This is a genomic window from Streptomyces qinglanensis, assembly GCF_900111245.1.
Taxonomy (GTDB): domain Bacteria; phylum Actinomycetota; class Actinomycetes; order Streptomycetales; family Streptomycetaceae; genus Streptomyces; species Streptomyces qinglanensis.
Genome location: NZ_FOGO01000003.1, coordinates 489,629 through 515,777, shown reverse-complemented (window position 1 = coordinate 515,777; position 26,149 = coordinate 489,629). Strand labels below are relative to the sequence as shown.

Annotated in this window: 27 protein-coding genes; 14 read left to right on the top strand and 13 right to left on the bottom strand. The window is 73.1% G+C overall.

Features of this window, described 5'->3' with window-relative positions; genetic code table 11:
• Window positions 1-225 precede the first annotated feature (225 nt).
• The 3 genes from BMX65_RS09355 to BMX65_RS09345 form a co-directional block, all read right to left on the bottom strand.
• Window positions 226-951: a lysophospholipid acyltransferase family protein gene (locus BMX65_RS09355; protein ID WP_074999690.1), complete on the bottom strand. Its 726-nt coding sequence runs from the start codon at window positions 949-951 to the stop codon at window positions 226-228.
• A gap of 507 nt (window positions 952-1,458) precedes the next feature.
• Complete coding sequence (locus BMX65_RS09350) at window positions 1,459-2,280, bottom strand: thioesterase II family protein (protein WP_079171784.1); 822 nt, start codon at window positions 2,278-2,280, stop codon at window positions 1,459-1,461.
• Window positions 2,281-2,462: 182 nt separating this feature from the next.
• A complete protein-coding gene (locus tag BMX65_RS09345; RefSeq protein ID WP_074999689.1) occupies window positions 2,463-3,251 on the bottom strand; it encodes a 2-oxo acid dehydrogenase subunit E2 in 789 nt (262 codons plus the stop codon).
• A gap of 440 nt (window positions 3,252-3,691) precedes the next feature.
• Between BMX65_RS09345 and BMX65_RS09340 the strand changes: the two genes are divergently transcribed.
• Together BMX65_RS09340 and BMX65_RS09335 are read left to right on the top strand one after the other, a co-directional pair.
• Window positions 3,692-4,606, top strand: coding sequence for a DMT family transporter (locus BMX65_RS09340; protein ID WP_107437435.1), 915 nt, complete (start codon window positions 3,692-3,694; stop codon window positions 4,604-4,606).
• Window positions 4,607-4,793: 187 nt separating this feature from the next.
• Window positions 4,794-5,333 carry a type 1 glutamine amidotransferase domain-containing protein gene (locus tag BMX65_RS09335; protein WP_074999828.1) on the top strand — a complete coding sequence of 180 codons (540 nt, stop codon included), beginning with the start codon at window positions 4,794-4,796 and terminating at the stop codon, window positions 5,331-5,333.
• Between the two features lie 293 nt (window positions 5,334-5,626).
• On the opposite strand, the gene BMX65_RS32795 is transcribed toward BMX65_RS09335, so the two are convergent.
• The 4 genes from BMX65_RS32795 to BMX65_RS09320 all read right to left on the bottom strand — a co-directional run bounded on the left by BMX65_RS32795 (window position 5,627) and on the right by BMX65_RS09320 (window position 9,117).
• Window positions 5,627-5,800, bottom strand: a complete 174-nt coding sequence (locus tag BMX65_RS32795; protein WP_158687595.1) for a hypothetical protein — start codon at window positions 5,798-5,800, stop codon at window positions 5,627-5,629.
• A 194-nt stretch (window positions 5,801-5,994) separates the two neighbouring features.
• Entirely contained in the window at window positions 5,995-6,951 is a 957-nt protein-coding gene (locus tag BMX65_RS09330) for a cytochrome c oxidase assembly protein (RefSeq protein ID WP_074999687.1), read from the bottom strand.
• Between the two features lie 128 nt (window positions 6,952-7,079).
• Window positions 7,080-7,808, bottom strand: coding sequence for a type 1 glutamine amidotransferase (locus BMX65_RS09325; protein ID WP_019357313.1), 729 nt, complete (start codon window positions 7,806-7,808; stop codon window positions 7,080-7,082).
• A 70-nt stretch (window positions 7,809-7,878) separates the two neighbouring features.
• A complete protein-coding gene (locus tag BMX65_RS09320; RefSeq protein ID WP_074999686.1) occupies window positions 7,879-9,117 on the bottom strand; it encodes a Mur ligase family protein in 1,239 nt (412 codons plus the stop codon).
• Window positions 9,118-9,234: 117 nt separating this feature from the next.
• Here BMX65_RS09320 and def point away from each other — a divergent pair, with 117 nt between their 5' ends.
• Window positions 9,235-9,804: a peptide deformylase gene (gene def, locus BMX65_RS09315; protein WP_074999685.1), complete on the top strand. Its 570-nt coding sequence runs from the start codon at window positions 9,235-9,237 to the stop codon at window positions 9,802-9,804.
• Window positions 9,805-9,877: 73 nt separating this feature from the next.
• Here the strand turns inward: def and BMX65_RS09310 are convergent, their stop codons facing one another.
• Entirely contained in the window at window positions 9,878-10,567 is a 690-nt protein-coding gene (locus BMX65_RS09310) for a TetR/AcrR family transcriptional regulator (RefSeq protein ID WP_074999684.1), read from the bottom strand.
• Between the two features lie 162 nt (window positions 10,568-10,729).
• Between BMX65_RS09310 and BMX65_RS09305 the strand changes: the two genes are divergently transcribed.
• The gene (locus tag BMX65_RS09305) at window positions 10,730-11,965 is read left to right on the top strand and encodes an acyl-CoA dehydrogenase family protein (RefSeq protein ID WP_074999683.1); all 1,236 of its coding nucleotides are present in this window, start codon (window positions 10,730-10,732) and stop codon (window positions 11,963-11,965) included.
• Between the two features lie 183 nt (window positions 11,966-12,148).
• Here BMX65_RS09305 and BMX65_RS09300 read toward each other — a convergent pair whose 3' ends face one another.
• On the bottom strand, window positions 12,149-12,754 hold the full coding sequence (locus BMX65_RS09300) for a LysE family translocator (RefSeq protein ID WP_074999682.1): 606 nt from the start codon (window positions 12,752-12,754) through the stop codon (window positions 12,149-12,151).
• A gap of 28 nt (window positions 12,755-12,782) precedes the next feature.
• Here BMX65_RS09300 and pdxR point away from each other — a divergent pair, with 28 nt between their 5' ends.
• Window positions 12,783-14,348: a MocR-like pyridoxine biosynthesis transcription factor PdxR gene (pdxR, locus tag BMX65_RS09295; protein ID WP_074999681.1), complete on the top strand. Its 1,566-nt coding sequence runs from the start codon at window positions 12,783-12,785 to the stop codon at window positions 14,346-14,348.
• A 4-nt stretch (window positions 14,349-14,352) separates the two neighbouring features.
• Here the strand turns inward: pdxR and BMX65_RS09290 are convergent, their stop codons facing one another.
• Window positions 14,353-14,754: a VOC family protein gene (locus BMX65_RS09290; protein ID WP_074999680.1), complete on the bottom strand. Its 402-nt coding sequence runs from the start codon at window positions 14,752-14,754 to the stop codon at window positions 14,353-14,355.
• A gap of 44 nt (window positions 14,755-14,798) precedes the next feature.
• On the opposite strand from BMX65_RS09290, the gene BMX65_RS09285 reads away from it, so the two are divergent.
• A complete protein-coding gene (locus BMX65_RS09285; protein ID WP_107437434.1) occupies window positions 14,799-15,350 on the top strand; it encodes a GNAT family N-acetyltransferase in 552 nt (183 codons plus the stop codon).
• Window positions 15,351-15,407: 57 nt separating this feature from the next.
• On the opposite strand, the gene BMX65_RS09280 is transcribed toward BMX65_RS09285, so the two are convergent.
• On the bottom strand, window positions 15,408-16,136 hold the full coding sequence (locus tag BMX65_RS09280) for a glycerophosphodiester phosphodiesterase (RefSeq protein ID WP_107437447.1): 729 nt from the start codon (window positions 16,134-16,136) through the stop codon (window positions 15,408-15,410).
• Window positions 16,137-16,402: 266 nt separating this feature from the next.
• Here BMX65_RS09280 and BMX65_RS09275 point away from each other — a divergent pair, with 266 nt between their 5' ends.
• From BMX65_RS09275 to BMX65_RS09260, 4 genes are all read left to right on the top strand, one after another.
• On the top strand, window positions 16,403-17,815 hold the full coding sequence (locus tag BMX65_RS09275; RefSeq protein WP_074999679.1) for a DUF6421 family protein: 1,413 nt from the start codon (window positions 16,403-16,405) through the stop codon (window positions 17,813-17,815).
• 53 nt (window positions 17,816-17,868) lie between these two features.
• Complete coding sequence (locus BMX65_RS09270; RefSeq protein ID WP_019357324.1) at window positions 17,869-18,651, top strand: SDR family NAD(P)-dependent oxidoreductase; 783 nt, start codon at window positions 17,869-17,871, stop codon at window positions 18,649-18,651.
• On the top strand, window positions 18,630-19,739 hold the full coding sequence (locus tag BMX65_RS09265) for a threonine aldolase family protein (RefSeq protein WP_079171783.1): 1,110 nt from the start codon (window positions 18,630-18,632) through the stop codon (window positions 19,737-19,739). The genes BMX65_RS09270 and BMX65_RS09265 overlap by 22 nt, the downstream gene beginning before the upstream one ends.
• A 92-nt stretch (window positions 19,740-19,831) precedes the next feature.
• The gene (locus tag BMX65_RS09260) at window positions 19,832-20,413 is read left to right on the top strand and encodes a transglutaminase-like domain-containing protein (protein ID WP_074999677.1); all 582 of its coding nucleotides are present in this window, start codon (window positions 19,832-19,834) and stop codon (window positions 20,411-20,413) included.
• A gap of 144 nt (window positions 20,414-20,557) precedes the next feature.
• Here the strand turns inward: BMX65_RS09260 and BMX65_RS09255 are convergent, their stop codons facing one another.
• Complete coding sequence (locus tag BMX65_RS09255; RefSeq protein ID WP_074999676.1) at window positions 20,558-21,136, bottom strand: helix-turn-helix domain-containing protein; 579 nt, start codon at window positions 21,134-21,136, stop codon at window positions 20,558-20,560.
• 92 nt (window positions 21,137-21,228) lie between these two features.
• On the opposite strand from BMX65_RS09255, the gene BMX65_RS09250 reads away from it, so the two are divergent.
• Window positions 21,229-22,212, top strand: coding sequence for an NAD(P)/FAD-dependent oxidoreductase (locus BMX65_RS09250; protein WP_074999675.1), 984 nt, complete (start codon window positions 21,229-21,231; stop codon window positions 22,210-22,212).
• On the top strand, window positions 22,212-23,528 hold the full coding sequence (locus BMX65_RS09245) for an MFS transporter (RefSeq protein ID WP_074999674.1): 1,317 nt from the start codon (window positions 22,212-22,214) through the stop codon (window positions 23,526-23,528). Before BMX65_RS09250 ends, BMX65_RS09245 begins: the two co-directional genes overlap by 1 nt.
• 340 nt (window positions 23,529-23,868) lie before the next feature.
• Here the strand turns inward: BMX65_RS09245 and BMX65_RS09240 are convergent, their stop codons facing one another.
• Window positions 23,869-24,588 (bottom strand): lysophospholipid acyltransferase family protein, encoded by a 720-nt coding sequence (locus BMX65_RS09240; protein ID WP_074999673.1) that lies wholly within the window; start codon window positions 24,586-24,588, stop codon window positions 23,869-23,871.
• A gap of 175 nt (window positions 24,589-24,763) precedes the next feature.
• On the opposite strand from BMX65_RS09240, the gene BMX65_RS09235 reads away from it, so the two are divergent.
• Together BMX65_RS09235 and BMX65_RS09230 are read left to right on the top strand one after the other, a co-directional pair.
• Complete coding sequence (locus BMX65_RS09235) at window positions 24,764-25,120, top strand: TlpA family protein disulfide reductase (RefSeq protein WP_239501892.1); 357 nt, start codon at window positions 24,764-24,766, stop codon at window positions 25,118-25,120.
• A 210-nt stretch (window positions 25,121-25,330) separates the two neighbouring features.
• Entirely contained in the window at window positions 25,331-26,122 is a 792-nt protein-coding gene (locus BMX65_RS09230) for an electron transfer flavoprotein subunit beta/FixA family protein (protein ID WP_074999672.1), read from the top strand.
• Window positions 26,123-26,149 lie beyond the last annotated feature (27 nt).

The window sequence follows — 26,149 nt, the reverse complement described above, 5'->3', positions numbered from 1 at the left end:
CTCGCTCCGGCACGCTCGATCGGTACCGGGCGGCGTCCGGGCGAGGGGCCACCGTCGGCAGCGGGTCCTGCTCGGCCGGACGGACGACCCCGGCCGGGGCCACCCCGGCCCCCTGTCCGGGGTCCGGACCGAACGGGCCTCAGGGCCGGGCCCGGTGACGGCTCGGCGGCGCGATGGCTCGGCGGCCCGACGGCCCGGTGACGCCGAGCCGGGGTTCGGAGGGCCTCAGCGCTGCCGGCCGCCGCTCCTGGGCTGCTTGCCGCGGGCTTCTTCCCCGGCCTGCGCCGCCTTCGCGTCGGGGGCGTACATGTCCACGTACTCCTGGCCGGACAACTGCATGATCTCGTGGATGATCTCGTCGGTGACCGCGCGCAGCACTGCGCGCTCGTGCTCCATCCCGGCGAACCGCGAGAAGTCCAGGGGCTCGCCGAACCTGATGATCACCCGTCCCATGCGGGGCAGTTTGCGTCCCGGCGGCTGGAGTTCGAAGGTGCCCACCATGGCGCACGGGATCACCTTCACCCCGGCGCCGAGCGCCATCGCGGCCACCCCGACCCGGCCCTTGTAGAGCCGTCCGTCGTGGGAGCGGGTGCCCTCCGGGTAGATGCCGAGCAACTCGCCCTTGCGCAGCACCCCCAGCCCCTCGTCGATGGCCGCCTGTCCGGCGCCCTTCCCGGAGCGGTCGACCGGGATCTGACCCACGCTGTGGAAGAAGGCGGCGGTCAGCCGGCCCTTGAGCCCCGGACCGGTGAAGTACTCGGCCTTGGCCAGGAAGGTGATCCGGCGCCGGAGGATCGCCGGCATCACGAAGTGGTCCGAGACGGACAGATGGTTCCCCGCCACGATCGCGGGCCCCTCGTCGGGCACGTTCTCCAGCCCCTCGATCCGGGGCCGGAACACGAGCCGCAGCAGCGGCCCCAGCAGCACGTACTTCAGTACGTAATAGAACAAGGGGTCACCTCTGGCTCTGCCGGTACGGTGCGGCGGAGGATTCTCCGCGGGTCGGACCGGTCCGCGGGGGAGTCGGGATGCAGCGGGCGGCTGACCGTCCGCGACCGGATCCGATCGGACTCATGCTGACTCCCCACCGACTCTTCTGACTGACGATCAGTTGGTGTGATCGAGGACGATCGTAGCGCCTGCGGAGAGAGGCGTCCGGTCAACGCCGATCCCGCGGAACGGGCATCTCCGCGCCGCAACCACCCGGAACGACCACCGTTGCTGGGCGCCTTCCCGCTGCTGCTCCATGCACGCGGGGGGCCGTCATCCGGCAGCGCGTGCCCGGCCGTGGCCGTTCGTCTCCCTCGGGCGGCACCACGCCAGGCGCCGGCCCCGAGGCCGCGACCCCGCAGTACCGACGTCAGGGCGCGCCGTCCCAGCGCACACCGCTGCGCGCCGCGGCGCACACTCCGCGATCTCCGCAGGCACATGGTTGCCGGGAGCCCCCGCTCCAGGGCTTCAGCGGCCCCCGGCGACAGGCCCGCAGAGCCTGGTCAGCTCCGCGGTGAGGCGGTCGGAGAACTCCTGCGGCCGGTCGCTGAGGTAGAAGTGCCCGCCGGGAAAGACCTGGAGGGAGATCCCACCGCCGGACTGCTCGCGCCACGCCTCCGCCTCGGCGACGGAGACGCGGGGGTCGGCGTCCCCGACGAAGACGCTCAGCGGACAGCGGAGCGGGGGGCCGGGCACCATGCGGTAGGTCTCGATCGCCTGGTAGTCGGCGCGGAGGGCGGGCAGGAACATCCGGCGGATCTCCGGATCGTCCAGCAGCGAGTCGTCCGTGCCGTTCAGCCGGCGGATCTCGGCGACGAGCCCGTCGTCGTCGCGCTGATGGACGGTCTCCGCGTGCCGCAGGGAAGGCGCCCGGCGGCCGGAGACGACCAGCCCCAGCGGGGACCCGCCTCCCGACCGCTCCTGGCGTCGCGCCACCTCGAAGGCGACGGTCGCACCCATGCTGTGTCCGAACAGCACCTGGGGCATCGCGGGCTCCTGCCGCAGAACCTCGCAGACGGCGTCCGCCAGCTCGTCCACCGAGGTGAGGCACGGCTCGGCCAGCCGGTCCTGGCGCCCCGGATACTGCACGGCGTACGCCTCGACGGCGCTCGGCAGGGATTTCAGGAGGGGGAAGAAGAAGCCCGCCGACCCCCCGGCGTGCGGGAAGCAGATCAGCCGGGCACGGGCGTTCGGTGCCGATGCCACGAGGCGCAGCCAGCGGCCGGCGCCACCGCTGCGCGGGACGCGGGAGGAGCTGTGGCCGGTCGCGTCGCCGGACGCCGTGGTCATACGCACTCCGTCGGAAGGTGTGGATGTCATGGGCGGATCGGACGCCCTCGCCCCTCACCCTAGACGGCAGGGTCAACCGGAGCGCAGGAGAGGGGAGTTGTGGCCGCTGACGGCCGGCACCGGGGGTTCCTGGCCAGCGCTCCCGGCCGCGGCAGAGGTCCGCTGCGCCGGGCCCGAGCGCCCTATCCGCCCGCGGGGCCACCGCCGTGCGCGTCGGCCCGGCCGAAGGTCTCCAAGGCGTGCTTGACGGCGCCGAGCACATCCGCCGCCTCGGCCCCGTCGATCACCCGGTGGTCGAAGGTGAGGGAGAGCGGCAGCACGGGCGCTGCGGTGACCGTGCCGCCGCGCACCACCGGACGGTCGGCGACCGCCCCCAGGCCGAGGGTGACCGTGGTGCTGCCGACGGAGTGGAACCAGGTGAGGGGCCGGTGTCCCAGAGAGGTGACGGAGAACGTTCCGGTGCTGGCGAGGCGGCGGCGCAGCGGTCGCGTTCCGGCCCGGTAGGCGAGCCGCCCCAGCGGTCCCGGCAGCCGGTGCAGGACGCGCACCCCGGCGAACTCCGGCATCGATTCCGGGTCTCCGGCGCGGAGGCGAGCCGTGTTCCGGGCGATGTCCCGAAGGCTCATCAGGTGGAGGTCCGGCAGCACCGCCGAGAGGACGACCCGGCGCCCGCCCATCCTCTTGTCCAGCGCCAGCTTCGCGGCCACGGTGCCGAAGTGGGCGATGCGGGGCCGCATGCCGCCGCGGAGTGCGGCGTTCGCCTCGGGGTGCGCGGCCAGCACACGCGCGGCCGTGTACAGCACGTAGGCGACGGTCGAGGGCCTGCCGCCCTGTTCCCCGGCCGTCCGCTGGTGCTGCCGCACCGCGGTCATGTCGACCTCCGCGCCCAGGAAGACCGGGGCGCAGGCTCGGATCCCGCGCAGGAAGTACGCGGTGTGCCGGCGCTCCCGAGGAAAGGGGTCCGCTCTCACTTCCCGGCTCCCGTCTGGTCGGCGGTTCCCTTCGGCCCGAGCCTCCGGGAGGACCAGTGTCCTCGCCGGGGCTACAGCCGCCCTCGGCGCGGCCTCGGCGAGCGGGGGCGGCTCGGCCGGGCCGGGTACGGGAGAGACGCCGGCGCCCTGCCGTGGCGGCCCGGCGGCTCGCCCGGACGGCGGCGGGGGACGGCAGGGCTGGACGCGCGCGGCGGTGGCTGCCCCGCCGGGTGCTGCTCCGCGGATGCTGAAGCGCCATTCGGACCTGGGACTTTCATGCTTAGGGGGCGTGCCGCCCGCCACCGCGGCGGATGGCGTGGTGTCACCGGGTGCGGACGCCTAGTCTCGGCGGCGCTGTTCCCGGGCGAAGGGGCGGACGCGTGCGAGCGCAGTCGACCGGCATGCGTACGTACCGTCCGGTCGGTGGAAAGGGGCGTCCCGTGGCTGTCTACGTCTACGGGCTGGTCGCCGCCTGCTTCCTCGGCCTGGGCTTCGTGCTGCAACAGGACGCCGCCGCCCGCGCGCCCACCGCCGACGTGCTCTCCTTCCGGCTGCTCCTGGACCTGGTGCGGGTACCGCGCTGGCTGCTGGGCATCGCCAGCATGGTGGTCGGTCAGCTCACCAGCGCGTTCGCCCTGATGAAGGGGCACCTGTCCACCGTGGAGCCGCTGCTGGCCACGAACCTGCTCTTCGCGATGCTCTTCGCGCGGCGGCTGAGCAGCCAGCGGTTGGGCTGGTCGGGCTGGGCCGGGGTGGTGCTGCTCAGCGGGGGAGTGACCGCCTTCATCGTGGCGGGCCGGCCGGAGGGCACGGAGTACCAGGCCGGCGCCCTGCGCCACTGGCTGGTGTTCGGCACCCTCGCCGGGATCGCCGTGGTGCTGGTGCTCATCGCGCGGCACCTCGAACTCTTCAAGGAGCCGCCGCTGCTGGCTGCCGCCGCAGGGGCGCTCTACGGTCTGCAGGACGCCCTGACCCGGGTCGTCGGCGACATCTACAGCGCGTCGGGGCTGGTCGGTGTGCTGCTGAGCTGGCAGGGCTACACCATCGTCGGGCTGGCCGTGGTCGGGCTGGTGCTCGTGCAGAGCGCCTTCGAGGGCGGCCCGCTGCGGATGTCGCTGCCCTCCCTGACGGCGGCGGAGCCGCTGGCCGGCATCGCCTGCGGGATCGGCTTCCTGGGGGACTCCATCCGGCTCACGCCGGGTGCGCTGGCGGGCGAGGTGATCGGGCTGCTGGCGGTGGTCGTCGGAGTCTTCATTCTGGGGCGCCACCCGGTGCTGCCGTCCGGAAAGCAGCACGAATCCGAGGCGGGCGACGCGGCGGACGCCCCCGGAGGCGGGCAGCGGGAGGCCGGCTGACCCGCCTCCCGGCCCTGCTCCGGTCCCCGCGCCCGGTCCCCGCGCCCGGGGTCCGCGCCCGGGGTCCGCGCCCGGGGTCCGCGGCACCGGAGGCCCCGGCGCGGATCCCGGGCGCGGAGGCATAGGCGGGCGCTCGGCGGGGGACCCGCAGGTGCGCACCCGAGACGACGGAAGGGACGTGAGGCACGTGCGAGTGGCCTTTCTCGTCGCGCCCGAGGGCGCCGAGCAGATCGAGCTGACCGCTCCCTGGGAGGCCGTCGAGCAGGCCGGCGGCACGCCGGTCCTGCTCTCCACGCGCGGAGAGGCCGTCCAGGCGTTCGACCACCTGGACCGGGCCGACACCTTCCCCGTCGATCAGCTCGTCTCCCAAGCTGATCCGACCCGCTTCGACGGGCTCGTGCTGCCCGGCGGGGTCGCCAACCCGGACCTGCTGCGCACCGACAAGAACGCCGTCGGGTTCGTGCGGGGGTTCTTCGACGCGGGGCTGCCCGTGGCCGCCATCTGCCACGCCCCCTGGACCCTGATCGAGGCCGACGTGGTGCGCGGGCGCACCCTGACCTCGTACCCCAGCCTGCGCACCGACATCCGCAACGCAGGCGGCACCTGGGTCGACGAGCAGGTCAAGGTCTGCGGTGCCGGCGGCAACAAGCTGATCACCAGCCGCAGGCCGGACGACCTCCAGGCGTTCGACAACGCGCTGCTGGCCGAGTTCGCCGCCGGGGGCTGACCGGCACGGCCCTCGGGATGTGCGGGTGGCCGACGGGTGACCGGTCGCCGTGCTGTGCGCCGACCGGTCACCCGCGACGTTCGAGGGCCGGGCCCGCACCCTGATGCCAGGGTGCGGGCCCGGCCCTCGCACGACGTTCCGGAGCTGGACGGCCCGCCGGCCCTGGTCCTGGTCCTGGTCCGCCGGTCCGGCCTGCCCGCCCGGACCGGGTCCGGCCCTCCGGCCCGGGGGAGTGGTCCGCTCCATGGCCGGCCCGCCCCCGGCCCGCTCCGCTCAGCCGCTGGAGCCCCGGCTCAGTCCCTGGTCGCGAACACACCCAGGGTGACCAGCCCCAGTACCACCCAGCAGAACCACAGCCATCCGCTGCTCCCCAGTGCCGCGGTGTACGCCGTCACCACCACCAGGCCCACGACCGTGCACACGGTCATCGCCTTCGTGGACACCGGCATCCGCGTCAACCCAGCCATGACAACCGTCCTCCTCCCGGCGGCCCCGGGATGCACGGCGCGCACGCACAGGGGCCGCGGCCGACTTCCATCGTCACCCGTTCGGGGCCCCGTGCGCCACCGCGCACCCGGGGCGACCGGTCGCACTCCTCGGCCCCCCGAGGGCCCGGACCGGAGGCGCGGTCCCGGGCCGGGTGCCCAGGGCCGACGGGCGGTCACCCCTTGGTCTGCAGCGCGGCGAGGTAGGCGTTGTAGGCCACCAGTTCCTTGTCGCCGTCCCGGTCGGCCCGGCGGTCACGGCGGCGGGCCTGCCGCTGCTCGGTGACGTACCACTGGAAGACCAGCGCGATCAGCACCAGCACCGAGGGGATCTCGCTGAACGCCCACGCGATCCCACCGGCCGCGTTCTGGTCGGCGAGGGCGCTGACCCCCAGCGAGGCGGGCGGGTCCGCGTAGGTCTCCGTCACCGGCTCGGAGGCCATCATCAGCGCGATCCCGAAGAAGGCGTGGAACGGCATCCCCGCGAACAGCTCCAGCATCCGCATCACGTACCCCGGCCGGTGCGGACCCGGGTCCACCCCCATGATCGGCCAGAAGAAGACCAGCCCCACGGCGAGGAAGTGCACCATCATCGCGATGTGCCCGGCCATGGAGCCCATCAGCAGGTCGAACAGCGGAGTGAAGTAGAGCGCGTACAGGCTGGCGATGAACAGCGGGATGGTGAACGCGGGATGGGAGATCACCCGCACGTAGCGGCTGTGCAGGAAGGCCACCAGCACCTCCCGGGGGCCCCGGCGCATCCCCCGGCTGCGTGCCGCCGAGGGCAGGGCGCGCAGCGCGAGGGTGACGGGTGCGCCCAGCAGCAGCAGGATCGGCGAGAGCATGCTGATCACCATGTGCTGCACCATGTGCACGCTGAAGAGCACCATGCCGTAGTCGTTGAGCCCCGTGCACATCACCAGCACCACGGTCGCCACACCCGTCGTGAAGGCCACCGTGCGGCTCACCGGCCAGGCGTCGCCGCGGCGCCGCAGCCGCGCCACCCCCCAGCCGTACAGTGCGAGCCCGAGCAGGCATCCGAACAGGAAGAAGGGCTCACCCGTGAACTCCAGACCCCGCGCCACCGTGAACGGTGGCAGGTCCATCGTCATGCCGTGCTCGCCGTGATCCATCCGAACTCTCCCGCAACCGACCGATAAGCCCGCACCAGACTAGAACCGCCCGTGTCGGCCGCCCGCACGGGGGCGGCCGACACGGGCGGGTCGGCACCGCTTTCCGGCCGGACAGCGCCGGGGGCGGGTCAGGCGGGCTGTGTCGCCGCGGCGATCCGCTCCTGGCGCAGCGCCTCGTACCAGGTGTCGTCGGTCGGTGGCAGCGCGTTCACGTCGAGCGACAGCTTGATCAGCAGATCGGCGATCTGCGGGTTGCGCGCCAGCACCGGACCGTGCAGGTACGTCCCGAAGACGGTGTCCCGCCAGGCACCCTCGGTCCCGTCGCCGGTCCCGTTGCCGTGGCCGAGCTGCACCCGGGCGAGCGGGCGCACGCCGGGGCCGAGGTGCGTGACGCCCTGGTGGTTCTCGAAGCCGGTGAGCTGGGGGAGGCGCAACTGCTCGTCGGCGTCGCCGAGGACGTCGCCCACGCACCGCTCGGCCTCGCCGCGGCCGCTGACCACGTCCAGCAGCCCGAGCCCCGCGGAGCGCTCCCCGAGGTCGTTGACGAACTCGTGGCCCATGATCTGGTACCCGGCACACACCGCGAAGACGATGGCGCCGTTGTCCACGGCCCGGTTCAGACCGCCGTCCCGCAGCAGCCGCTCGGACGCCAGCCGCTGCGGACGGTCCTCGCCGCCGCCGATCAGATAGATGTCGCCGGACGTCGGGATCGGCTGGTCGGACCGGACGTCCAGTCGCTGGACGTCCAGCCCGCGCTGCCGCGCCCGCCGCTCCACCACGAGCGCGTTGCCCTGGTCGCCGTACGTGCTCAGCAGGTCCGGGTAGACCCATACCAGACGCAGACTCGTGTCACTCATGCCGCCAGTCTCCTTGAGCGGGTCGAAAGGGTCGGGCGTGCGAGGGCCCGGATCCCCAAGATACGGGTGATCAGTTGCCGACGGCGCGCCGCAGGTCCTGGAACGCGGTGTAGTTCGCGATCGTCTCGATCCGCCCGGGCGGGCAGCGGCGTACCGCGTCCTCGGGGCTCTCGCACACCTGGAAGTCCACACCCGCGACCTCCAGCCGGACCGCGAGGTCGAGCTTGCGGTCGCCGATGACGCAGATCGGGTGCCCGGCCAGCCGCCCGTAGTCGACGTCCCACAGCCACGAGGTGTCGGTGCCGTCGGCGCTGCGCGCGTTCACCGAGAGGATCACCGGGGTGGGCGGCGGGTCGATCAGCGAGAAGGTCTCCAGCCAGCCGGCGGGGTTCTTGGCCAGCAGCAGCCGCATGTCCCGGCCCTGGTACTGCACCACGTCGTACCGTCCCGCGACGGCCTTGACCGCGTACATCCGCTCCAGCGCGACCTGCGGGGGCACCCCGAAGGCGGCGGCCACGGCCGCGGAGGTGGCGGCGTTCGCCTTGTTGGCACGGCCCGGGAGCTGCAGGTGGATGGGCCAGGCCGAGCCGTGCGGGTCCAGGACGTGGTCGCCGGAGAGCGCCCAGGTCGGCGTCGGGCGGCGGAAGCCGCACTCGGCGCAGAACCAGTCGTCGCCGGGACGCTGCATCACCCCGCCGCACGCCGGGCAGGACCAGGCGTCGTCCTTCCACTCCTGGCCCGCGGCGACCCACACCACATTGGGTGAGGAGGAGGCGGCCCAGACCACCAGCGGGTCGTCGGCGTTGGCGATGATCACTGCCTGCTGCCCCGAGAGGCCCTCGCGCCAGCGCTCGGCGAGCATCCGGGTCTCACCGGCGCGGTCGAGCTGGTCACGCGAGAGGTTCAGCAGCGCCATGGCCTTGGGCGTGACGTCCTTGGCCACACCGGACAGATACTTCTCGTCCACCTCGATGACGCCGTAGCGGGCGCTGGAGCCGCCGGCCAGTGCCGAGGTGATTCCGGCAGGCATGTTGGCGCCCAGCGCGTTGGAGACCACCTCGCCGTTGGCGCGCAGCGCCTCGGCGATCAGCCGGGTGGTCGTCGTCTTGCCGTTGGTGGCGGACACCAGGATCACGTCCAGGTGCTGGGCAAGCCGCTGCAGCAGGTCGGGGTCGAGTCTGAGCGCTACCTTGCCGCCGATCACCGACCCGCTGCCGCGGCCCGCAGCCCGCGACACCGCCGCGGCCGCCTTGCCCGCCGTCACGGCCAGCCGGGACCGCGGCGACAGCGGCTCCGTGTTGCCTGCCATGTGTGTGAACCTCCTTGCCCCTCGCGTAGAAGAGAAGCCTACCGAGATCCGGCCGCACCCCTGACCGCGCCACCCTGGGAAGATCGGCACCGCGGGCTCCGGCGTAGGCTGGCGGGCATGCGACGCGGCCCCATCCCCGGCAGTACGGGTGCGGTGCATCCGCTGCGTACCTACGGCGACCCGGTGCTGCACACCCCCGGCCGCCCGGTGGACGGGGACGCCCGCCGGGCGCTGCCCGCGCTGGTGGAGGACCTGTACGCGTCGATGTACGCGGCCCGCGGGGTCGGGCTGGCCGCCTGCCAGATCGGGGTGCCGCTGCGGGTGTTCGTCTACGACTGCCCCGACGACGAGGACCGGCGCCACCGGGGCCACGTGGTCAATCCGCGGCTGGTGCGTGTCGAGGGGGTGACCGTGCGCGGCCCTGAGGGCTGCCTCTCGCTGCCCGGCCTCGAGGCCCCCACCCCGCGCGCCGACCTGGCCGTCGTCGAGGGCGAGGATCTCACCGGGGCCCCGGTGCGGATCGAGGGCACCGGCTTCTTCGCGCGCTGCCTCCAGCACGAGTGCGACCACCTGGAGGGCCGCGTCTACACCGAGCGGCTCACCGGTCCGGCCCGGCGCCGTACACTGCGGGCGGTACGCAGGGCGTCGTGGTCGCGCCCGGCCCCGGAGGGCTCCGGCCGGGGCTGACGGCTCCCACGCGGGGCCGCACCGCCTGCGGAGCGGATCGGCGCCGTCCCGGTGCCGGGCGGCCGCGCGGCTGTCAGAACCGGGCGCCTCCCACCCGGTCACCTGCGGCGGCCAGCCTGCCCCACAGCAGATCGGCCAGGTGCCTCACCAGCCGGGCCCGGTCGCAGGGCTGCTCGCGCAGCCACCAGTCCCCGGCGGCGTGCATCATGCCGACGATGCCGTGCCCCCACACCCGGGCCAGCTCCTCGCCCTCCGGGCCCAGGTCGAGCCGTTCGGCGATCACCTCGCCCAGTTCCTCGCCCAGTTGTCGCAGCAGCGGGGCGGAGTGCTGCCCCACGTCGAATCCCCGCTCGCTGCCGGACGAGCCGCCCTCGGCCGGATGCATCAGGAACCGGTAGACCTGCGGATGTGCCTCGATGGCGGCCAGATAGGTGTCCAGAGTGGCCTCGACGCGCTCCCGCCGCTCCCGGGGTGCGTCGAGCGCGGCCCGCAGCGAGGTCAGCAGTGCTTCGGTGTGCCGGGAGGCGAGCGCGCGGTAGAGGCCGCCCTTGTCGCCGAAGTGCCGGTAGAGGATGGGCTTGGTGATGCCCGCCTCGGCGGCGATCGCGTTCATGGAGGCCCCCGGGCCTTCGCGGAGCACGACCCGCTCTGCGGCCTCCAGCAGTTCCCGGCGGCGCTGCCCGGTGCTCTCGGCCCGGTCGGCCCGGTCGGCCCGGTCGGCCCGGTCGCTCCGGTCGGCTCGGTCTGTCGGTGTAGTCCCCATGGTGCTTCTCCCCGCCCCTGTCCGCTGCTCCTGCCGCGCCGAAACGTAACACCCTCACGTGCACGGATGCGGTGGTGAGCGGGAGTTGACAGTCCCTACTCGCGGGTAACAGACTGCGGATTACCGATGGTAACGAACCTCTACAGGCGGAGGACCCCGACGATGGCCGAGACCGAGTTCGCACTGGATCTCAACGACGACCAGAAGGAAGTCCGGGACTGGCTCCACGGATTCGCCGCCGACGTGATGCGCCCCGCGGCCGCCGAGTGGGACGAGCGCGAGGAGACCCCCTGGCCGATCATCCAGGAGGCGGCCAAGATCGGCCTCTACTCGCTCGACTTCTACGCCCAGCAGTACTTCGATCCCACCGGCCTCGGCATCCCGATGGCGATGGAGGAGCTGTTCTGGGGCGACGCGGGCATCGCGCTCTCCATCGTCGGCACCGGCCTCGCCGCGGTCGGCGTGCTCGCCAACGGCACCGAGGAGCAGATCGGGACCTGGGTTCCGCAGATGTACGGCGACGCCGCGGACGTGAAGGTCGCCGCCTTCTGCTCGTCCGAGCCGGACGCGGGCTCCGACGTGGCCGCCATGCGCACCCGCGCCACGTACGACGAGGCCACCGACGAGTGGGTGCTCCACGGCACCAAGACCTGGGCGACCAACGGCGGCATCGCCAACGTCCACGTGGTGGTCGCCAGCGTCGACCCCGAACTCGGCTCCAAGGGGCACGCCTCCTTCATCGTCCCGCCCGGCACCGCGGGACTCTCGCAGGGCCAGAAGTTCAAGAAGCACGGCATCCGCGCCTCCCACACCGCCGAAGTCGTCCTCGACGGCGTCCGGGTACCCGGCCACTGCCTCCTCGGGGGAAAGGAGAAGCTCGACGAGCGCCTCGCCCGCGCCCGCGAGCGGGCCAGGAAGGGCAGCGGCGAGCGGGTCAAGAACGCCGCCATGGCCACCTTCGAGGCGTCCCGCCCCGCCGTCGGCGCCATGGCGGTCGGCACCGCGCGCGCCGCCTACGAGGTCGCGCTCGACTACGCCAGGACGCGCGAGCAGTTCGGCCGCCCGATCATCGACAACCAGGGCGTCGCCTTCCAGCTCGCCGACATGCGCACCAGCATCGACGCCGCCCGGCTCCTGGTGTGGCGTGCGTCCTGGATGGGGGTGTCGGGCCGCAGGTTCGAGTCCGCCGAGGGCTCCATGTCCAAGCTGTTCGCCAGCGAGACGGCCAAGAAGGTGACGGCGCAGGCCGTCCAGCTCCTCGGGGGCAACGGCTACACCCGTGAGTACCCGGTCGAGCGCATGCACCGGGACGCGGCCATCTATTCGATATTCGAAGGCACCAGCGAGATCCAGCGCCTGGTCATCGCCCGCACCCTCTCGGGCATGCCGATCCGCTGACCCGCCGCTGTCCGGCCCCGCCTCCGTCCTGCGGAGGGGCGGTGGGCGTGGTGCAGGCCCCAGGCCCCAGGCCCCAGGCCCCAGGCCCCGACCCGCAGCCGCGCCGGGGCCGGTCGCGGTGCGGTCACCGGCCGCGGCGCGTGCGGTCACCGGTCGCGGGACGGATTCCGGCCGCCGGAACGGTCAGAAGAAGGCGAGGTGGGCACCGAGCGCCGCGAACGCCCCGGCGAACGAGCGGCGCAGCCATCTGACCACCCGGGGCCGGGAGATGATGTGGTCGCGCATGGCCGCGGCCGCCAGTCCGTAGCCGGCGAAGACCAGCAGCGTCAGCAGCATGAACACGCCGCTGAGTTCCGCCATGCGCCACACCGCGTGCGGGTCGTCCTGCCGGACGAACTGCGGCAGGAAGGCCAGGAAGAACAGGGTCAGCTTCGGGTTGAGGCAGTTGAGCAGAACGGCGGACCCGACCACCCGGGACGCCGAGCGCGGAGCGCCCCCCGGCTCGTCCGGCGGTCTCAGCGTGCTGGTGTCCCGCAGCGTGCCCCACGCCATCCACAGCAGATAGGCCGCGCCCGCGTACTTGAGGACCTGGAAGGCCACCGCGCTGGTGTGCAGCAGCGCGGCCAGGCCGCAGAGCGTCGCCAGCGCCTGCGGCAGGATGCCGAGCGTGCAGCCCAGGGCCGCCACCAGGCTGGTGCGCCTGCCGTGCGCGAGCCCGGCGGCGATCGTGAACAGCACCCCCGTGCCCGGGGTCAGTACGACGACGAGTGCGGTCAGCAGGAACTCCATGCCCCGACCCTCCCGGCACAATGGGCCGGTGAACAGAGCCAAAGGATCTCCGGTCGACCGGACCAAAGAAGCAGGGGAGCCCGGCGCCGGAAACGCTGCCGGTACACCGGCGGCCTCCGACTTCCTCCAGCTCACCGCGGACCAGGCACCCCGCGGTGGCCTGTCCGACTGGCTGGTCGGACAGATCAGGCGCGCCATCGCCGACGGCCGGCTGCCCACCGGCAGCCGACTGCCCGCCACCCGGGTCCTGGCCGCCGACCTGAAGGTCTCGCGCGGCGTGGTGACCGAGTCCTACCGCCGTCTGGTCGAGGACGGACACGTGGTGGGCCGCGGCCGCTCGGGCACAGTGGTGGCCGCGACCCCGCTGAACGGCGCGCGCGGCGCGGCCGACCCGGTCGGCGCGGCCGGCCCCGCAGGGACCGCCGGGCCCCGTCCGGCCGCGGGGGTGTTCGACACCCCGCCGCAGGCCGACGTCTTCGACACCTTCCGCGCCGCGCCGGCGCGGATCGACCTGTCGCCGGGGCTCCCCGATCTCGCGGCGTTCCCCCGTACCGCCTGGCTGCGCGCCGAGCGCGCGGTGCTGGCCGAGGCGGCCTCCGGCGCCCTCGGGTACGGCGACCCGCGCGGCGCCCCGGAGCTGCGCCGCGCGGTCGCCGGATGGCTGCGCGTCAACCGCGGTATCACGGCCGCGCCCGAGGAGATCATCGTCGTCGCCGGTACCGCGCAGGCGCTCGGTCTGGTGGCGCAGGTGCTGCGGGCCCGAGGAGTCGACCGGCTCGCCGTCGAGGACCCCTCCTCGCTCGGGGCGCGCCAGCATCTGCACAGCTGGGGGCTGGAGACCCCGCCCGTGCCCGTGGACGGCGACGGCGTACGCGTCGACGCGCTCCGCGCCTCCGGGGCGTCCGCCGTACTGCTGACGCCTGCGCACCAGTTCCCCACCGGCGTCGTGCTCGGCGGCGAGCGGCGGCGCGAGCTGGTCCGCTGGGCGGGCGAGGGCGGTCTGGTCGTCGAGGACGACTACGACGCCGAACACCGCTACGACCGGGCGCCGGTGGCCGCGCTGGGAGCGCTGGCGCCGGACCGGGTCTGCTACTTGGGCAGCGTCTCCAAACTCCTGGCACCCGCGCTCCGTATCGGCTGGCTGCTGGCGCCCGCCCGTCACCGCGCGGCGCTGACCGACGCCAAACGCTTCGCCGACCTCGGCAACGCCGTCCTGCCGCAGCTCGCGCTCGCCAGGCTGATGGAGTCCGGAGCCCTCGAACGCCAGCTACGGCTCGTCCGGCGCCGCCACCGGGTCCGCCGCGACGCGATGATCGCGGCGCTCCGCACCCACCTGCCCAGGGCCCGCGTGCACGGCGCCGCGGCGGGGCTGCATCTGACGGTCACCTTCCCGCCCGGCGTCGACGACACCGCGCTCGCCTCCCGCGCCCTCGCGCACGGCGTCAAGACCCAGCCGCTGTCCTGGCACACCCAGCGCCCCGGCCGCCCCGGCCTCGTCCTCGGCTACGCCGCCGCCACCCCCTCGGCCGTCGCGGAGGGAGTCGCGGTGCTCGCCGGGCTGCTGCCGTCCGCCGGGCCGGGGCGCGGCTCCTGAGCGGTCAGATACCGGGCCGGTAGCGCAGCGGGTGGTCGGCCGGAATCTGCACCAGGACCAGCCGGTGCCCGTCCGGGTCGGCGATCCACATCTCGATCAGGCCCCACGGCTCCTGGACGGGCGGGCGCAGGATCTCCGCGCCCGCCGCGCGCAGCTCCTCGTGCGCGGCTGCCGCGTCGGCGACCTGGAGCCAGAGCTGGAGGGTGGGCGGCGGCTTTCTGGAGGTCTCCGTGCTGCGCCCGGAGACCTCCAGAAAGCCGCCGCCCAGGAAGTAGACGGTGCCCCGCTCCGGTCCGGTGCCGAACTCGCGGGCGATCTCCAGGCCGAGCGTCCGCCCGTAGAAGGCCCGCGACCTGTCCGGGTCGGTGGGCCGCAGCAGTACCCGGCTGCTCAGTACATGCACCATGCCCGCACTCTAGTTCCGCGGTGCTCCGGATAGGGTCGGCAGGCATGAGCGACACCGCGCAGCGGGGCGAGCTGCCCCTGACCTTCCGCCGCGCCGCCGAGGCGGACATCCCGGCTCTGACCGCACTCGTGGAGTCCGCCTACCGGGGCGAGACGAGCCGGGCGGGCTGGACCACCGAGGCCGACCTGCTCGAAGGACAGCGCACCGACCCGGAGGGCGTCGCCGCGGTCGTCCGCGACCCGAAGAGCATCCTGCTGGTCGTCGAGCGGGACGGCGCTCTCGTCGCCTGCTGCCAGCTCGAACACCGCGGTGCGGAGGCGTACTTCGGCATGTTCGCGGTCAGTCCGCTGCTGCAGGGCGGCGGCGTCGGCCGCGCGGTCCTGGCCGAGGCGGAGCGGACGGTCGGGGCCGAGTGGGGCGTCGAGCGGATGCGGATGCAGGTGATCCGGCAGCGCGAGGAGCTGATCGCCTGGTACGAGCGGCGCGGCTACCGGCGCACCGGCGAGCTGAGTCCCTTCCCCTACGGTGACGAGCGCTTCGGTCTGCCGCAGCGGCCCGACCTGGCCTTCGAACTGCTGGTCAAGCCGCTGGGGTGAATCCTGGCGGGCCCGCAGCCGGTCCGGGCCGGCCCGGACCGGCTGCGGGCCGCGAGCTCAGGAGGCGGTGCTCTCGGGTGCCGGATCCCGGTGCGCTCCGTGGCCGAGCGGACGCCGGGCCGCCTGCCCGATCGCGGGCAGATCGGTGACGACGCCGTCCAGCCCCAGCTCGCGGGCGCGGGCCAGCTCCGCCTCGGTGTTGACGGTCCAGCTGATCACCCGGATCCCGGCGGCATGCGCCCGCTCGACGATGTCCGCCTCCAGGTGCCGCAGCTCCAGCGAGACCATCCCCGCGCCCAGCTCCCGGGCGCGCTCCGGGGCCGTCGGCGAGGAGCGCCCGGCCACCAGCACCAGCGGCATCTCCGGCAGGTGCTCGCGGGTCTCGCGCAGCGCCTCGGCGTGGAAGGAGATGACGGTCACCCGGTCGTGCAGGTCCCGCTTGCTGATCGTCTCGGCGAGCACCCGTGCCGCCGCCCGGTCCTTGATCTCGGCCTGCAGCGGGCTGGACACCGCGTCCACGACCTCGTCGAAGACCGGTACCCGCTCGCCCCGCCCCGCGTCCAGCCGGCGCAGCTCGGCCAGGGTGAGGCCGCCGATCGGCCCGCTGCCGTCGGTCGTGCGGTCCACGTCCGCGTCGTGCATCACCACCAGTTCGCCGTCGCTGCTCAGATGCAGGTCGAGTTCGAGGACGTCGAGCCCTTCGCGTTCGGCGCGGACGAAGGAGCGCAGCGTGTTCTCGGGCTCGACGCCCATCACTCCGCGGTGTCCGACGGTGAGCAGTGGCACGGCGCTCTCGCTTTCGGCGGGGACGGCGGTGGCCGCCACCCTAGCGGCCCGCCCCGCAGGCACTGCTCCGGGCGCGCCCCGCATACCGTACGGAGCGGAGGGAACTGGGAAAGGTGGGAAAGGCAGCGGTGTCATCGGCACTGCACCGGAAAAATGACGGCCTACCCGGGGCTTGTGCAGGATATTCTTCTGCTTCCTCCCCTTGAGTGCGGACGCCCGCCCGGATACGGTTCTCCTACGCGAGTTTCTCCTGTGGAGGGGTCAACATGACGGAAATTCTTTCGCCCGCGCCCGCACCGGGCGGTGTTTCGCCGTCCTCGGGCGGAGCCGCCGAAAGTGTGGCCGTGCACCCCGCCTGGTCGGTCCTCAAGGCCGCCGTGGAGGCGGTCCGGCCCGCCCAGTCCAAGGACGGCTCGATCGACTTCGACGCCGAGGGCGCTCCCGCCCGCGCGGACGTCCGGGCCGAGCTGGACCGGGTGGTGGCCGCTGTGCAGGAGCTCTCCCCGCTGCTGCCGCACGACGCCGACTACCACCGCGCCCTGGTGGCCGACCTGCGCCGCTGGGCCGACGACGGCTTCGGTGTGCCCGACTTCCTCGACTCGCTGCTCGCCTTCCAGCCCGCGGCCAACCGCGCCGACGGCCTCCAGCACCTGGTCGTCTTCCCCATGTACACGCAGAACGGCAACCCGGACCGGAACCTGGAGGCGGTCGTCCTGCGCATGGTCTGGCCCGACTGGCTGGCCGAGCTGGAACGCACCCGCTACGACAACCCGCTCTTCTGCGGGATCACCTTCGAGGACTTCACCGCGGGCTACGACACGCACTCCGCCGTGCTCTTCCCCGAGACCATCGCCGTCCGCGAGGCGCCCGAGCGCTTCACCTGGGGCGGCATCTTCTGCGACCGCGAGGCGGCCCGCTTCCGTCGGGTCGTCGAGGCGGCCTGCGAGGTCACCAGCCTGGAGCTGCCCGAGGACGCCCGGGACCTGCTGGCCGACCAGGAGCGCTGCCAGCAGACCTTCGTCCTGTGGGACATGGTGCACGACCGCACCCACAGCCACGGCGACCTGCCGTTCGACCCGTTCATGATCAAGCAGCGGCAGCCGTTCTGGATGTACGGCCTGGAGGAGCTGCGCTGCGACCTGACCGCCTTCCACGAGGCGGTCAAGCTCGAGGGCGACGGCCTGCCGCAGGGCCGGGACGTGCAGTACGCCGTCATCCTGGAGCGGCTCTTCCGCTTCCCGGTCACCGGGGCGCGCCAGCGCAACTACGACGGCCTCGGCGGGCAGCTCCTGTTCGCCTACCTCCACCAGCACGACGCGCTGCGCTGGCGGGACAACAAGCTCTCCATCGACTGGGACCTGGCCCGCCGGGTCACCGTCGCGCTGCGCGAGGAGATCGAGGAGCTCTACCGCGCCGGTATCGACCGGCCCAAGATCGTCCACTGGTTCAAGGCGTACGAGCTGGTCTCCCGCTACCTGGCCCCGCATCCCGGCTCCACCTGGGCCAAGGGCCCGGACGCGCTGGATCTGACCCTTCCGCCGCGCAAGCTGGTCGACGAGGTGCTGCCCGACGAGTTTCCGCTCAGCATGTTCTACGAAGCCCTCGCGAAGAAGCTCCGCAGTGTGATCGCATCGACCGAGGGCATCACCGCGCACGGCCCGGTCCGGGCCGCCGCGTGAGCGGGTCGCCCCAGGGGCGCAGCGGTGGGCAGGAGCACGAGGAGGCGACGGAGATGACGGACAGCACGACACGGCGCGGGTACGAGGGCAACGGCGAGGGGAGCCTCCAGGGCCGGGTGGTCGCGGTCGCCGGGGCGGCCGGCCCCGCCGGGCAGGCGACACTGCTGCGGCTCGCGGAGGAGGGTGCCACCGTCGTGGCCTGCGACGCGGACGCGGAGCGCCTCGCCCAGGCCGTGGATGCCGCGCGCTTCGCGCACGGGGGAGCCACCGTCACGGGCGACACCGTCAACCTGCTCAGCCTGGAGGAGACCCGGGCCTGGGCGGACAAGACGGAAAAGGAGTTCGGCCGGATCGACGGCCTGGTGCACCTGGTCGGGGGCTGGCGCGGCTCGGCCTCGTTCGCCGAGACCGATCTGTCCGACTGGGACACCCTGCACAACCTGCTGGTGCGCACCCTCCAGCACACCTCCCTGGCCTTCGAGGGCGCGCTCAAACGCGCGGGTGACGGCCGGTTCCTGCTGATCAGCGCGCTGGGCGCCAGCAAGCCGACCGCCGGCAACGCCGCCTACGCCGCCTCCAAGGCCGCTGCCGAGGCGTGGACACTGGCGCTCGGCGACTCCTTCCGCAAGGCGGGGGGCGAGAGCGGGCCGGCGGCGGCCGCTGTCATCCTGGTGGTCAAGGCGCTGGTGCACGACCAGATGCGGGCCGACCGGCCGAACGCGAAGTTCGCGGGCTTCACGGATGTCGAGGACCTCGCCAAGGCCGTCGCCGACACCTGGAACGAGCCCGCCGAAGAGCTGAACGGAACCCGCCTGTGGCTGACGCCCAACCCCTGAACCGTCCCGGCCGCCCCGGGGAGTCGCCGGGCACCGACGCCAAGCGCCGCCACGACCCGGAGATCCGCGGGTTCGCCAGCGACAACTACGCGGGCGCGCACCCCGAGATCCTCGCGGCGCTGGCGCTGGCCAACGGCGGGCACCAGTCGGCCTACGGCGCCGACGACTACACCGAGCACCTCCAGACCGTCGTACGCAGCCACTTCGGGCAGCGCGCCGAGGCGTTCCCGGTCTTCAACGGGACCGGTGCCAACGTCGTCGCGCTGCAGGCGGTGACCGACCGGTGGGGCGCGGTGATCTGCGCCGACACCGCGCACATCCACGTCGACGAATGCGGGGCGCCCGAGCGGGTCGGCGGCCTCAAGCTGCTCACCGTGCCCACGCCGGACGGCAAGCTGACGCCGGAGCTGATCGACCGGGAGGCGTTCGGCTGGGACGACGAGCACCGGGCCATGCCGCAGGTGGTCTCCTTCGCCCAGAACACCGAACTGGGCACGCTCTACACGGTGGAGGAGATCCGCGCCCTGTGCGACCACGCGCACGAGCGGGGCATGCTCGTCCACCTCGACGGGGCGCGGATCGCCAACGCGGCGGCGGCGCTGGACGTCCCGATGCGCGCGTTCACCAACGCGGCGGGCGTGGACATCCTCTCCTTCGGCGGCACCAAGAACGGCATGCTCTTCGGCGAGGCCGTCGTGGTGCTGAACCCGGACGCGGTCCGCCATATGAAGCATCTGCGCAAGCTGTCGATGCAGCTCGCCTCCAAGATGCGCTTCATATCGGTGCAGTTGGAGGCCCTGCTCTCGGGCGACCTGTGGCTGCGCAACGCACGGCACTCCAATGCGATGGCCCAGCGCCTGGCGGCGGGTGTGCGGGAGGTGGCCGGTGTGGAGATCCGCTATCCGGTGCAGGCGAACGCCGTCTTCGCGCGGCTGCCGCACGAGGTGAGCGAACGCCTGCAGAAGCGCTACCGCTTCTACTTCTGGGACGAGGCGGTGGGCGAGGTGCGCTGGATGTGCTCGTTCGACACCACCGAGCAGGACGTGGACGGTTTCCTGGCCGCGCTCCGCGACGAGATGGGGCGGTAGCGCACCGGGCTCCCCGAATGCCGCCCGAATACTTATGCGGTCCGTCGTAATTGTATTGAGTTACGGCGGACCGCGCCGTACGCTGGCGCGGCATGAAGCTCACTCCCGTCACCGCTGACGAGTCCGCCTACCTCGCTGCCGACGACGTCGTCGACCACACCCATCCCCTGGTGCGGGAGACGGCAGCGCGGCTGCGTTCCGGCGCCGACGGCGACACGGCCGCGTACGCCCGTGCCGCCTACGAATTCGTCCGCGACACCATCCCGCACTCCGCCGACGTCGAGGACTGGCGGATCACCTGTCGGGCCTCGGACGTGCTCGCCCAGCGGGTCGGCATCTGCCACGCCAAGTCCCACGCCCTGGTCGCCCTGCTGCGTGCGGAGGGCGTCCCCGCGGGGTTCTGCTATCAGAAGCTGAACGTCCTCCACGGGCTGATCGCGGTGCGGCTCCCGGGCTCGCGGCACTGGGTGCGGCAGGACGCGCGGGGCAACAAGCCGGGAGTGAACGCCCAGTTCAGGCTGGACCGCGAACAACTCGCCTTTCCGGTGTGGCCGGAGAAGGGGGAGTGCGACTACCCCGTGCTCTACGCCGAGCCGCACCCGGTGGTGGTGCGGGCGCTGCGGCAGGCCACGGGTCCGGCCCGGCTGTGGCAGTTGCTGGACACGGCGCTCTAGCCGCATCGGCCGGGCGGCGGGGCCGACCCACCGGCCCCGCCGGAGCCGGGCGCGTCCGCGGCCGGCCCGCCGGCGGCCTCGCCTCCGGCCGGTCGGCCTCCCGTCTGCGAGCGCCGTCCGGCGGACGCACGGCAGGCTCCCGCGTCAGCGTCGCGGGGTGCGGAGGTGGATGCGCTCGCCCTGCTTTCCGAAGAGGCTCAGCACTTCGACGTCGCCGCGTCCGGCCGCGCCGAACCAGTGCGGAATCCGGCAGTCGAACTCGGCCGCTTCACCGGCTCCCGCGACGAAGTCCTGGTCGCCCAGCCGGACGCGGAGCTGCCCGCGGAGCACGTAGAGCCACTCGTGGCCCGCGTGGGTCCGCAGATGGGGCTGATCGTCGTGCGCGGGAATGGTCATCTTGTAGGCGCGGGGTTCCCCCTGCTGCCGCGAGAGCGGGATCAGCACCCGGCCGTCCTTCTTGGTGGGCTGCTGCGGCACCCGCGGGTCGAGTATCCGGGGTGCGACCACGACCTCGTCCAGCGGGATGCCGAGCGCTCCGGTGATCGGCAGGAGCAGTTCGAGGCTCGGCTTGCGCTGCGCCGACTCCAGCCGCGACAGCGTGCTCGTCGAGATACCGGTGGCGCGCGCCAGGTCGGCCAGGCTGACGCCCTTCTTCTGGCGGGCGCGTCGCAGCCGGGGAGCGATCTGCTCGATCACGGCGCCGACGCTCGGTTGCTGGTCCATGGACGCAGTCAACTCAATGTGTCCCGGAATCGGCAAGAGACTTTGTCGAAAACGGAACGGCCTCCCGATTCTGTCGGTGGAGGTGATCCGAAATGGACGCAGCAACCGCTGCAGGAAGCACATGGGACGCCGTCGTCATCGGCGGCGGGGCCGCCGGGCTGGCGGCCGGGATCGTGCTCGCACGGGCGCGGTTCGCGACGCTGGTCGTCGACGGCGGCGCTCCCCGCAACGGGCCGGCCGAGCACATGCACGGGTATCCGACCCGGGACGGCATGGCGCCGGGAGAGTTCGTCGCGACCGGGCAGAGCGAGTTCGGCCGGTACGGCGGGACGCTCCTGCGGGCATCGGTGGCCGGGGCGCGGCGCGCCCCCGACGGGACGTTCGAGCTGCGGCTCGGGGACGAGCACGCGGTGCGCACCCGGTCGGTGCTGGTCGCCACCGGGCTGACCGACGAACTGCCCGACATCCCCGGACTGTCCGAGCGGTGGGCATCCCAGGTGCACCACTGCCCCCACTGCCACGGCTACGAAGTACGGGGACGCTCCCTCGCCGTGCTCGGCAGCCCGATGGCGGCGGTGTCGGTACATCTGGCCGCGCTGCTGCGCCGCTACAGCCCGACGGTGACGTTCTGCGTCAACGGCATCGAGGTCGGCGCCGCCGAACGGCAGCGCCTCACGGCGTACGGGGTGCGCCTGGTCGACGGGCGCGTCACACGGGTCGGGGCACCCGCCGGTGCCCCGGACGGGAGCCCGGTCGCGATCGAGTTGGACAACGGTGAGTCCCTCGGGTGCGAGGCGATCTTCGTGGCGCCCCGCCCCGCGCCGCACGACGCGACCCTGACCATGCTGGGAGCGGGCAGGGACCCGGTGAGCGGACTCGTCGCCGTCGACGCGCAGGGCGCCACGGACATCCCCGGGGTCTGGGCGGCCGGGAACGTGGTCAACCCCCGGGCGCAGGTCGTCGCCGCCGCGGGGGCGGGCTCGACCACCGCCATCACCATGAGTGCCTGGCTGCTCGAACGGGAGCTGTCCGCCGCGGTCCGCGGCGAGCGATCCCACCCGGGAGGTGCGCTCTGATGGCGGGCACCGCGGAGACCTCCCGCACCAGCCGCCCCGACCGGCTGCCTGTCGGCGTGTACCTGCTGGGGTTCAGCCTGTTCGCGATGGGAAGCGCGGAGTTCCTGATGGCCGGTGTGCTGCCGGCCGTGGCCGAGGACCTGGACATCACGCTCTCCTCGGCCGGGTTCCTGATCACCGCGTTCGCACTCGGTGTGGTGGTCGGCGGGCCACCGTTCGCCGTGCTCAGTCTGCACTGGCCCCGCCGCACCGCGCTGGTGGTGACCCAGGGCGTCTTCGCCGCCTGTGTCGCCGTCGGGCTGCTGGGAGACTACCGGGTCCTGCTGGTCACCAGGGTGATCTCGGGCATCGCCTACGCGGGCTACTTCGCCGTCGCGTCGGCCACCGCGATCAGCCTGGTGACGCCGGACCGCAACGCCCGCGCCTCCGGAGTCGTGGTCAGCGGGCTGAGTGTGGCCATGGTCGCCGGCGGTCCGGCGGGCACACTGCTCAGCCACTTCACCGAGTGGCGCGGCGGCTTCTGGGCCGTCGTGGCCCTGACGGCAGCGGGGATCCTCGGCTGCCTGTCCGGACTTCCCGCCGCCGCTCCGCGCACCGAGCGGTCCGCCGGGCCGAGCGTGCCGCGCGAGCTCGCCACGATGCGGAGACCGGCGCTGTGGGGCATCTACGGGATCACGATCCTCACCACTGCGGCCTACATGATCACGTTCAACTACCTGGCGGCGATGCTCGAGGAGATCACCGCTCTCTCCGAGGCGGCCGTCCCGGGGGTCCTGGCGCTGTTCGGACTCGGAGCCTTCGTCGGTCTGTCCATCGGCGGCCGTGTCTCCGACCGGCGCCCGCACCTGGCGCTCCTCACCGGCGCTTCGGCGACCGTGCTCCTGTCGGTCGTGATGGTCGCCGCGATCCACCGGGTGTGGGCGGTGGTGCCCACGGTCTTCCTGGCCGGCATCGCCGCGTTCGTCCTGAATCCCGCTCTCTACGGACGGGTCTTCGCCATCGCGGCAGAGGCGCCGACCCTCGCCGGGGCCACCACCGTTTCGGCCTTCCAACTGGGCATCAGCATCACCCCCGTCCTCGCGGCCGCCTCGCTCGCCCGCGGCGCCGCTCTCCCGTCGGTCTGCCTGATCGGGGCCGCCCTCGCCGCGGCCGCCGTACCGCTCATCCTCCTCGACCGAGCCCGGCAGACCCGCTCGGGGCCCCATGCGGCGGCGGACGCGGCGAGGGCCACCGGCCCCGCGCTGCGGGCTGAGGCCGACACGGCGCAGGTGGGGGAGGCCGCCCCGCGGCCCGGCCCGTCCGCACGAACGCAGTAGCCGGGGGTGGGCGCGCCCGAGTGCGGGGCGCGCCCACCCCGTGCGCGGCCCGAGAGGACCGGCCAGGACCTGGTCGTCTGCGGCATGGCCTCCCCCGAGGAGGGCGCCGCCGGGCTGCGCGGGATGGCCCAGGGCGAGGCAGCGGTGCTCTTCTGGAGCGGCTCGGCGCGCTGCCGGACGGGGACGCCGGACGGGGTGCCGGCGACGGCCCCGCCGCTGCTGCCGCTGCTCGCGGACGCCGCCCGGGACGACGGGGAGGGGCACCGGGCCCGCTGCAGCCGGTACCCGGCCCGCCGCCGGCGCATCGGGCAGATCCGGTTGCGCTGGGCCGGTCACCCGGTCACTGCGTGCGGGCCTGCGCGGGTGTGGGTGCGCTGCCGCCGAGGTGGGCCGGCAGCCACCAGGCGTCGTCGGCCGTCCGGGGCGTGGCCGGGTAGGCGCGCTGCGCCGTCTCCAGCAGTTCCTGCATCCGCTCGCGCAGCCGCTCGGTGACGCCGCGCGCCGACTCGTGCCGTTCCGCCTCGATCGGCTCGCCGACCCGGATGCCGACGGGGAAGTGGTTGCGGCCGAAGTCCCGCTTGTGGCCCTTGGTCCACAACCGCTGGGTGCCCCACAGCGCCATCGGGACGAGCGGTACCCGGGCGTCCTGCGCCAGCCGGGCCGCGCCGGTCTTGAAGTCCTTCAGCGTGAAGGAAGGGGAGATGGTCGCCTCCGGGAAGACGCCCACGACCTCGCCGGACCGCAGCGCCTGCAGTGCGTGCTCGTAGGCGTTCTCGCCCCGCGAGCGGTCCACCGGTATGTGCTTCATCGCGCGCATCAGCGGTCCGGAGACCTTGTGCCGGAAGACCGACTCCTTGGCCATGAACCGCACCAGCCGCTTTGCGGGACGTGCCGCGAGGCCGGTGAAGAGGAAGTCCAGGTAGCTGATGTGGTTGCTCACCAGTACGGCGCCGCCGCGGGAGGGCACATGTTCGGTGCCGCGGATGTCGAAGCGCAGGTCGAGAGCTTTGAACCACGCTCGTGCCGCACCGATCACCGGCGGGTAGAGGAGATCTGCCACGTCGGGGGAACCCTTCGTCTCGGGATGCCGGTACTTACGGGGGCGTAACTTCCGACTCCGGCAGATCGTTCCCCAAAGCGTTGCTCCTGGCTACCCTCGCGGCAGACTTGTCCGTATGCACGCGGGAATCGCGGGAATCGCGGGAATCGCAGGAGTCACAGAACGGAGGGCCCTCGTGGTGGAGCGGGTGGAGCGGTTGAGCGCCGAGCTGATCGGTGCCGGGTCGCGGCTGGGGGAGCGGGCCACTCTCGTGCAGTTCTCCAGCGCCTTCTGCCAGCCCTGCCGCGCCACCCGCCGCACGCTCGCCGAGGTGGCCGCCATGGTCGAGGGCGTCGCGCACGTCGAGGTCGACGCCGAGGACCACCTGGCGCTCGTGCGCGAGCTGGGGGTGACCGGCACACCCACGGTGTTCGTCCTCGACGCCGGCGGGCGGATCGTCAAGCGGGCGACGGGGCAGCCGCGCAAGGCGGACGTCATCGCGGCGCTGGGTGCCGCCGTCGACCCGTCCCCGGCCGCCGCGGATCCGGAGTGATCGAGATCCTGCCCCGGGGCACTCGCTTCGCACCGTCCTGCGTGATGGAGTTGGGCTGTTCCCGCTCTCCGTCGGCGACGGTTGGCAACGTCACAGTTCGACGGTCTTGAGAACGGGGAACGTGCTGGATGTACTGACGAGTAATATTGTGGACGGACGCCCGGTCCCACCGGACCGGAACCCGTGAGTCGAAGCAGTAGGAGAGCCGGCGTGAGCTTGAGGATCGTTGTCTGTGTGAAGTACGTGCCCGACGCCACCGGTGACCGGCACTTCGCGGAGGACCGGACCACCGACCGTGAGTCGGTCGACGGCCTGCTCTCCGAGCTGGACGAGTACGCGGTCGAGCAGGCGCTGCAGATCGCCGACTCGGACGGGGTCGACGACGCGGAGATCACCGTGCTCACCGTGGGCCCGGAGGACGCCAAGGACGCCCTGCGCAAGGCGCTGTCCATGGGCGCGGACAAGGCCGTGCACGTCGAGGACGACGACCTGCACGGCACCGACGCGCTGGGCACCTCCTACGTCCTTGCCAAGGCCATCGAGAAGACCGGCTACGACCTGGTCGTCTGCGGCATGGCCTCCACCGACGGCACGATGGGCGTGCTGCCCGCCATGCTGGCCGAGCGGCTGGGCGTGCCGCAGGTGACGCTGCTGTCCGAGGTCTCCGTGGCGGACGGCAAGGTGACCGGGCGCCGCGACGGCGACACCGCCACCGAGCAGCTCGAGGCCCCGCTCCCGGCGGTCGCCTCCGTCACCGACCAGTCCGGCGAGGCGCGCTACCCCTCCTTCAAGGGGATCATGGCCGCCAAGAAGAAGCCCGTCGAGTCGCTGGACCTCGACGATCTGGACATCGAGGCCGAAGAGGTCGGCCTGGAAGGCGCCTGGACCAAGGTCGAGGACGTGGCCGAGCGTCCCCCGCGTGCCGCGGGCACCGTCGTCGACGACGAGGGCGAGGGCGGCAAGCAGCTCGCCGCGTTCCTCGCGGAGCGCAAGTTCGTCTGAGGCGGCCCGGCCGCGGCGGCGGCTCCG